5 protein-coding genes and 1 pseudogene are annotated in these 6,253 nt (G+C 63.7%); all 6 read left to right on the plus strand.

All coding sequences use genetic code 11. From position 1 onward, the window contains the following. Positions 1 to 68: 68 nt before the first annotated feature. Positions 69 to 365 (plus strand): annotated as a pseudogene (locus tag MOV75_RS23870) (organic hydroperoxide resistance protein); the annotation flags it as partial. A gap of 178 nt (positions 366 to 543) precedes the next feature. Then, a complete protein-coding gene (locus tag MOV75_RS23875; protein WP_247006727.1) occupies positions 544 to 1,749 on the plus strand; it encodes a CaiB/BaiF CoA-transferase family protein in 1,206 nt (401 codons plus the stop codon). 374 nt (positions 1,750 to 2,123) lie between these two features. Further along, a complete protein-coding gene (ugpB, locus tag MOV75_RS23880; protein ID WP_246926045.1) occupies positions 2,124 to 3,440 on the plus strand; it encodes a sn-glycerol-3-phosphate ABC transporter substrate-binding protein UgpB in 1,317 nt (438 codons plus the stop codon). Between the two features lie 48 nt (positions 3,441 to 3,488). After that, positions 3,489 to 4,370 carry a sn-glycerol-3-phosphate ABC transporter permease UgpA gene (gene ugpA / locus MOV75_RS23885; protein ID WP_246926046.1) on the plus strand — a complete coding sequence of 294 codons (882 nt, stop codon included), beginning with the start codon at positions 3,489 to 3,491 and terminating at the stop codon, positions 4,368 to 4,370. Then, positions 4,370 to 5,218, plus strand: a complete 849-nt coding sequence (gene ugpE / locus MOV75_RS23890; protein ID WP_246926047.1) for a sn-glycerol-3-phosphate ABC transporter permease UgpE — start codon at positions 4,370 to 4,372, stop codon at positions 5,216 to 5,218. The genes ugpA and ugpE overlap by 1 nt, the downstream gene beginning before the upstream one ends. A gap of 108 nt (positions 5,219 to 5,326) precedes the next feature. Then, the coding region (locus MOV75_RS23895) for a sn-glycerol-3-phosphate import ATP-binding protein UgpC (RefSeq protein WP_247006728.1) at positions 5,327 to 6,253 on the plus strand (927 nt) is incomplete at its 3' end.

A 6,253-nucleotide genomic window follows, 5' to 3' on the forward strand; every position in this document is an offset into this window, starting at 1 on the left:
TCCTGCAAGATCAATGCGTTCCGGGACACACTCTATGACACAAGTCGCGATCCAGCCAGCCATCCAGCGCCGGCAACAATCCCGAGCAGCTGTTCGCGGCCGGCTATGCCGCCTGCTTCATCGGCGCGATGAAGTTCGTGGCCTCGCAGGGCGGCCCCAAGGTTCCGGCCGACGCCTCCGTGACCTCGACCGTCGGCATCGGCCCGCGCTCCGAGGGTGGCTTCGGTCTCGACATCGACCTCGCTGTCTCGCTGCCGGGCCTTGCCCGCGCGGAGGCCGAGGCACTGGTCGAGAAGGCACACCAGGTGTGCCCCTATTCCAACGCCACGCGCGGCAACGTCGACGTTCGCCTGACGGTCGTCTGATCGGAACGGCGGATTGGCTGGCCCGGGATCCCCCTCGGGCCGGCCGCTTCCGTTAGGTTTTGCCATGCCGCGGGATTGACCGGCGGCGGCGCATACGCCCCTACGCACGGGGCCATTGCTGGCGTGCACGAAGCTCGCTAGGCCTGTGATCAAACGTCGACACAGGGAAGCGAAAGCAATGAGTTCTGAAGCCGCCACAGGTGCCATGAGCGGACTGCGCGTCATCGATCTCACGCGCGTGCTCGGCGGTCCCTACTGCACCCAGATCCTCGCCGACCATGGCGCCGACGTGATCAAGGTCGAGCCACCTGCAGGCGACGAGGTGCGCGAATGGGGCCCTCCTTTCCACGAGGAGGACGCGGCCTATTTCATCGGCATCAACCGCAACAAGCGCTCGATCGGTCTCGATCTCGCCTCCGAGGGCGGCCGCATCGTGCTGCTCAAGATGCTGGAGAGCGCCGACGTCCTGATCGAGAATTTCAAGCCGGGCACGCTGGAGAAATGGGGCATCGGCAACGAGGTGCTGCGCGAGAAATTCCCGCGCCTCGTGCATTGCCGGATCTGCGGCTTCGGCGCCGACGGCCCGCGCGGCGGCAATCCCGGCTATGATGCCATCATCCAGGCTATGACCGGCATGATCGCCGCGACCGGCTCGCCCGAGAGCGGACCGATGCGGATCGGCGTGCCGCTGGTCGACATCACCACCGGCCTTTACGCGGCGATCGGCATCCTGATGGCACTGTCGGAGCGGCAGCGCTCCGGCAAGGGCCAGTTCCTGGAGACGACGCTGTACGAGACCGGCCTTGCCATCATGCATCCGCACACCGCGAATTATTTCATGCATGGCAAGCCGCCGTCGCTCACCGGCAACGAGCACCCCAACCTCGTGCCTTACGCGATCTTCCCGACCAAGACCGACGACATCTTCATCGGCGTCGGCAATGACGGCACCTTCCGCAAGCTCGCCAAGGAGATCGGCAAGCCTGAGCTCGGCACCGATCCGCGCTTTGCCCGCAACAAGGACCGCATCGCCAACCGCGAGGCGCTGCGCGCCGAGCTTGCCGCGGTGTTCAGCCAGCACGAGGCCGAGCCGCTGTGCAATCGCCTGCTTGCGGCGGGCCTGCCCGCAGGGCCGGTGCAGAAGATCGATCAGGCATTGACCAACCCGCACACGATCGCGCGCGGGGATATTATCGAGAAGGACTGGTACAAGGGCGTCGCCTCGCCGATCCGGCTCGACCGCAGCAAGCCGAGCCTGCGCCGCCTGCCGCCCAAATTCAGCCAGCACTCGGCGGAAGTGCTCGGCGAGTTCGGCTTCTCCAAGGCCGAGATCGACGCGATGGTCGAGAAGGGCACCGTCTGCGGCCCCGAGCGCAAGCGCTGAGATAAAGACGAAGATCGAGCGTCGGGGCAGGTGCACTCCGTCTCCCGCTTGCGGGAGAGGGAGTCTCTACATGGGACAATCCCCAGAGGAGCGAACCCTCACCCACGCCTTCGGCGCGACCTCTCCCGCAAGCGGGAGAGGTATTCGAACCCGCGGCCTCGGCCAGCCCCACATCATCCAATGCCGCACTGCGGCGCGAGCACGCATGTGCAGCGCGAATGGAGGAGGCTGCCCGCGGCGTCTTCGCCTATTTGACGGCTTCCCTTTTCCCGCGCTTGCCGCTTTCGTTTCGGCCGCTTACACAGTCATGTGAACGTCATATGGCGCTGCTAGCGCAAGCGCTTCTTGAATGACGGGCAAGGGAGGTTTTCTTGATGGCTCTTCGACATTTTGGCACGGCTGCTGCTGTTGCACTCGCGGTTGGTCTCGGCGCTTCGCCGGCTTTGGCCGTGACGGAAATCCAGTGGTGGCACGCGATGACCGGCGCCAACAATGACGTCATCGTCAAGCTCGCCAACGATTTCAACGCCGCGCAGAGCGACTACAAGGTGATCCCCACCTACAAGGGCAACTACGCCGACACCATGAATGCGGGCATCGCGGCGTTCCGCGCCGGCAACGCGCCGCACATCATGCAGGTGTTCGAAGTCGGCACCGCCACCATGATGGCCGCGACCGGCGCCGTGAAGCCGGTCTACAAGCTGATGGCCGACGCCGGCGAGAAGTTCGATCCCAAGATCTACCTGCCCGCCATCACCGGCTACTACTCGACGTCGAAGGGCGAGATGCTGTCGTTTCCCTTCAACTCGTCCTCCACCGTCATGTGGGTCAACCTCGACGAGCTGAAGAAGGCCAATGTCGAGATCCCGAAGACCTGGCCCGAAACGTTCGAGGCCGCCAAGAAGCTGAAGGCTGCCGGTCATGACTCCTGTGGCTTCTCCGGCTCCTGGGTGACCTGGGTCAATCTCGAGCAGCTCTCCGCCTGGCACAACGTGCCGCTCGCCAGCAAGGCCAACGGCCTCGACGGCTTCGACACCGTGCTGGAGTTCAACGGACCGCTCCAGGTCAAGCATCTCGAGAACCTGGTCGAGCTCCAGAAGACCAAGGTCTACGACTATGCCGGCCGTACCAACACCGGCGAAGGCCGCTTCACCTCGGGCGAATGCCCGATCTATCTGACCTCGTCGGCCTTCTTCGGCAACGTCAAGGCGCAGGCCAAGTTCAACTTCACCGCGGTGCCGATGCCCTATTATCCCGAAGCAAAGGGCGCGCCGCAGAACTCGATCATCGGCGGCGCTTCGCTCTGGGTCATGGGCGGCAAGCCGGCCGAGGAATACAAGGGCGTCGCAAAATTCCTGACCTTCCTCTCGGACACCGATCGCCAGGTCTATATCCACAAGGCTTCGGGCTACCTGCCGATCACCAAGGCTGCCTATGAGAAGGCCAAGGCCGAGGGCTTCTACAAGGACCAGCCCTATCTCGAAACCCCGCTGCTCGAGCTGACCAACAAGGAGCCGACCGAGAACTCCCGCGGCCTGCGTCTCGGCAACATGGTGCAGCTCCGCGACGTCTGGTCGGAAGAGATCGAGCAGGCGCTTGCCGGCAAGAAGACCGCCAAGCAGGCGTTGGACGCGGCCGTCGAGCGCGGCAACACGATGCTGCGTCAGTTCGAAAAGACCGCCGTCAAGTGAGACGATCAGCGGCAGGCCGGTGACCCCGGCCTGCCGTTCCGGGGCATCATGCAAAAGCAAGCCATTTTCCAATCGAAGCTGTTGCCTTACGCGCTGGTTGCGCCGCAGCTCGCGATCGTCCTGATTTTCTTCTACTGGCCGGCCCTGCAGGCGGTGATCCAGTCCTTCCTGCTCCAGGATGCCTTCGGTCTCTCGACCACCTTCGTCTGGTTCGACAATTACATCGAGCTCTTGAAGGACCGCGCCTATTTCGAGGCGATCGTGCGGACCTTCTTCTTCTCGTTCGCCATCGCTGTGTCGTCGCTGTCGTTTGCGCTGCTGCTTGCCGTGATGGCGGACAAGCCGCTGCGCGGCTCGACGCTCTACCGGACACTGCTGATCTGGCCCTATGCGGTGGCGCCGCCGGTCGTCGGCGTGCTCTGGATCTTCATGCTGCATCCCTCGCTCGGCGTGCTCTCGCGATATTTGCGCGCCCTCGGCGTCGACTGGAATCCTCTGCTCGACGGCGACCAGGCCGCAGCCCTGATCATCCTCGCCGCCGCCTGGAAGCAGATCTCCTACAACTTCCTGTTCTTCCTCGCCGGCCTGCAAAGCATCCCGCGAAGCGTGCTCGAGGCCGCCGCGATCGACGGCGCCCGTCCGATGCGCCGGTTCTGGACCGTGACCTTCCCGCTGCTGTCGCCGACCATCTTCTTCCTGCTGGTCGTCAACATCGTCTACGCCTTCTTCGACACGTTCGGTATCATCGACACCATGACCCGCGGCGGGCCCGGCACGTCGACGGTCACGCTGGTCTACAAGGTCTATTCCGACGGCCTGCTCGGCGGCAATCTCGGCAGCTCCGCGGCGCAATCGGTGATCTTGATGATCATGGTCATCGTGCTGACCGGAATCCAGTTCCGCTTCGTCGAACGCAAGGTGACCTACTAATGGTCGAGGAAGAGGGCTTTCGCCGCTACGTCGCTCACATCATCCTCTGGATCGGGATCGCGATCGTCGCGTTCCCCGTCTACATCGCGATCGTCGCCTCGACCCAGGACAACGCGCTGATCGCGAACGGGCAGATGTCGCTGCTGCCCGGCGGCCATTTCCTCGAAACCTACTACCAGACCATCTTCGTCGGCACGAGCGGCTCGACCCGCGAGCCGGTCGGCAACATGATGCTGAACTCGCTGGTGATGGCGCTGCTGATCGCGGTCGGCAAGATTGCGATCTCGATCATCTCGGCCTATGCGATCGTGTATTTCCGCTTTCCGTTCCGGATGCCGATCTTCTGGATCATCTTCATCACTTTGATGCTGCCGGTCGAGGTCCGCATCTATCCGACCTACAAGATCGTCGCCGATCTGCACATGCTCGACAGCTATGCCGGCCTGTCATTGCCGCTGATCGCCTCGGCCACGGCGACGCTGCTGTTCCGCCAGTTCTTCATGACCGTGCCGGACGAGCTTCTGGAAGCCTCGCGCATCGACGGCGCCGGCCCCTTCCGCTTCTTCTGGGATACGCTGCTGCCGCTGTCGCGCACCAACATGGCCGCTCTGTTCGTGATCCTGTTCATCCTCGGCTGGAATCAATATCTCTGGCCGCTGCTGATCACCACGCGCGACGACATGCAGACCATCCAGATCGGCATCCGCAAGATGATCACCACCACCGACGCGTTGACCGAATGGCCGATCGTGATGGCGACCGCCGTGCTCGCGATGCTGCCGCCGGTCTTCGTCGTCGTCGTCATGCAGAAATTGTTCGTGCGCGGTCTGGTCGAGACGGAAAAGTGAAGATGGCGAATAGTGAATGGCGAGTGGCGAATGGGGTCGCTGCGTCTGCCTTGCGTATTACACGTTCCCCATTCGCCACTCCCTATTCGCTACTCGCCGGTGCAACCCATGGCTAACGTCACCCTGCGCAACGTCCGCAAGACCTATCCCGGCGGCTTCGAGGCCATCAAGGGCGTCGACGTCGATGTCGGCGACGGACAGTTCTGCGTGCTGGTCGGCCCCTCCGGCTGCGGCAAGTCCACGCTGCTGCGCATGGTCGCGGGGCTCGAAACGGTCACCGGCGGCGAGATCGACATCGGCGGCCGGATCGTCAACCAGGTCGAGCCCGCCGATCGCGACATCGCGATGGTGTTCCAGAACTACGCGCTGTATCCGCATATGAGCGTCTACAACAACATGGCCTACGGTCTGCGCAACCGCGGCATGGCAGAAGCCGAAATCAAGACCCGCGTCGAGGAAGCCGCGCGCGTGCTCGAATTGTCGCCGATGCTGGAGCGCAAGCCGCGCCAGCTCTCAGGCGGCCAGCGTCAGCGCGTCGCCATGGGCCGCGCCATCGTGCGCCAGCCGAAGGTGTTCCTGTTCGACGAGCCGCTCTCGAATCTCGACGCCAAGCTGCGCATCGCAATGCGCGTCGAGATCCGCAAATTGCAGCGCCGGCTCAACACCACGTCGATCTACGTCACCCACGACCAGCTCGAGGCGATGACGCTCGCCGACATTCTCGTCGTGATGAATGGCGGCCAGGTCGAGCAGGTCGGCAATCCCCTTGCGATCTACGAGAAGCCGGCGACGACCTTCGTCGCCTCCTTCATCGGCGCGCCGCCGATGAATTTGATGTCGACACGCGCCGAGGAGATCAAATCGCAGCTCGGTGGCAGCGCAGGCGAAGCCGGCATCCTCGGCATCCGCCCGGAGGATTTCGTCATCACCGACCAGACCCCGGCCGGCGGCGTCGCATTGCCGCTGACGGTGGAGGCGATCGAGCGCGTCGGCGCAGAGACCTTCGTCTACGGCGCGCGCGAGCAGGAAGAGCAG

Source organism: Bradyrhizobium sp. PRIMUS42, from assembly GCF_023006515.1.
In the GTDB taxonomy this organism is placed as follows: Bacteria; Pseudomonadota; Alphaproteobacteria; order Rhizobiales; family Xanthobacteraceae; genus Bradyrhizobium.